1 protein-coding gene is annotated in these 2,233 nt (G+C 56.6%); it reads left to right on the top strand.

Annotation, left to right across the window (positions count from 1 at the left end; translation table 11 throughout):
* Positions 1-488 precede the first annotated feature (488 nt).
* A complete protein-coding gene (gene brnQ / locus Q0482_RS02855; protein ID WP_299143136.1) occupies positions 489-1,814 on the top strand; it encodes a branched-chain amino acid transport system II carrier protein in 1,326 nt (441 codons plus the stop codon).
* Positions 1,815-2,233 lie beyond the last annotated feature (419 nt).

The raw sequence follows: 2,233 nt of genomic DNA, 5'->3' as shown, positions 1-2,233 counted from the left end.
GACTTTCACCAGACTATACTATACACGCCGAACTGGCGCACAACCTAAGAACCCTTGCGTCCGTAAGGGCGCATTAAACTTCAGGCCCGCCAGGGCCTGTCGAACTTCCCCTCTGAACCCTCTGAACCAGCCCGCCCCCGGCGGGGAACCTTCTGAACCCGGGGGCCGCAAAACGGCCCCTTTTCCCTTGACTTACTAATTTCCTCATGCTAGAATATACTAAACTTATATCAAGACAATGACCGGAATCAGGCTGGGGAATCTTCCAAGAGAGGCAGCGGATGGTGCGAGCTGCTGAAGCGAACGAGCCGCGTCACCCGGGAGTCCTTCTCCGAGTCCATGACCAGGAGCAAGCGGCGGCGCCGTTACAGCCCAATCGAGTATTAGACAAGGTGGTACCTCACGCATTTGTGCCCTGTCGGATTTTTTCCGGCAGGGCTTTTTTGATCCCCGCCGGCAGTGAGTTTTCTTTCAAAGGAGTGTATGTCATGAAGAAATCAGCCAATTCCCTCATCCCCATCGGGCTCATGCTCTTTGCCCTATTCTTCGGCGCCGGCAACCTGATATTTCCCGTATTCATGGGGCAGAATTCCGGCGTCAATACCATTCCCGCCACCATCGGTTTCCTCATTACCGGCGTAGGCCTTCCCATTCTGGGGGTGGCTGCCATCGGCTACTCCGGCAGCGACCTGCAGGCCCTGGCCTCCCGGATCCATCCGAAATACGCCATTTTCTTCACCGTGGCTTTGTACCTCACCATCGGACCGGCCTTTGCCATCCCCCGTACCGCCACCACCTCTTTTGAAATCGCTGTGGCCCCTTTCTTTGGAAGCGCCATGAAATCCATGGCCCTCTACGTTTTCTGCTTCCTTTTCTTCGTCGTCTCCTGGTGGCTTTCCGTAAGCCCCAATAAACTGGTGAGCCGTATCGGCAAAGTCATTACGCCGGTACTTCTCCTCTTCCTGGCCCTCCTCTTCATTGCTTCCACCGTCCATCCCATGGGCCCCTGGCAGCCTGCGGCCGACGGCTATCGGGACACCCTGAAAGCACTGACCCAGGGATTTCTGGACGGCTACGGCACCATGGACGCCCTGGCTGCCTTTGTATTCGGCATTATCGTAGTCAATTCCGTCCGCCAGTACGGCGCGGAAACCAATGAAGAAGTGGCCCTGTCCACCCTGAAAAGCGGCCTTATCGCCGGCGCCTGCCTGGGCATCATTTACATCTTCCTCTGCGTCCTGGGTGCCAGCTCCGTCACCGAACTGGGCATGCAGGAAAACGGCGCCGGTGTACTGGTAGGCTCTGCCCGCTACTACTTCGGCTCCTACGGCCGTATCATCATGGGGGTCATCGTACTCCTGGCCTGCCTCACCACCAGCGTGGGACTCATCACCGCCTGCGGCGAATACTTCTCCCGCCTCATTCCCTCCCTTTCCTACACCATGTGGGTATCGGCCTTCTCCATCGTTTCCTTCTTCGTCGCCCTCTTCGGACTCACCACCATTATCAAAGCCGCCATTCCGGTGCTCATGTTCCTCTACCCCCTCACCATTTCCCTGGTAATCCTTACCTTCACCCATTCCCTCTACGGCGGCTACCGCAGCGTCTACCGCGCCGCCACCTTCTTCACCCTCATCCCTTCCCTCTATGACGGCCTCCACACCGCCGGCCTTCCCCTGGGAAGCCTGGACACCCTCATGGCCTCCCTGCCCCTGGCAGGCTACGGCCTCTCCTGGGTCTCCTTCTGCATTGCCGGACTCATCATCGGCATCCTCCTCTCCAGAGTGGATTCTGCCAAAGCGGTGAAAGAATAGGAAATGGAAATCAAAAAAGCTCCCTGCTGTGGGAGCTTTTTTGGTATAAAGGGTTCCTAAGATTGACCGGCCTTTAGCCGGAAGGTTCTTAGGTTTGACGGCGCCTGCGGCGCCGAGGGTTGTGGAGGCGCCCTATGGGCGCAATATAAAGTCAGCGTTACGGGTCTTGCCTTTGTGTCATCGGTGCCCCCGTCATTTCGAGCGATAGGAAGCACCGGTATGAATCACATTTTCGTGGAGCCAGTGAAACGGAGCCGAGAAATCTCCCTCCCAGAAGGCTGCTTGTCGGCAGTCACACCAGCATAGAGTATCATTTCGCCGCTTACCCTCCTACACCCTTTGCCACTACGTGGCGTTCCCCTCAAGGGTAATGCCATTAAGCTAAGAATTTCATAGATTTTTTCAAACCGCAAGCTCTT

Origin of the sequence: uncultured Dialister sp., from assembly GCF_937959425.1 — a bacterium.
Taxonomy (GTDB): Bacteria; Bacillota; Negativicutes; order Veillonellales; family Dialisteraceae; genus Dialister.
This window is presented reverse-complemented; position numbering and strand designations above follow the sequence as displayed.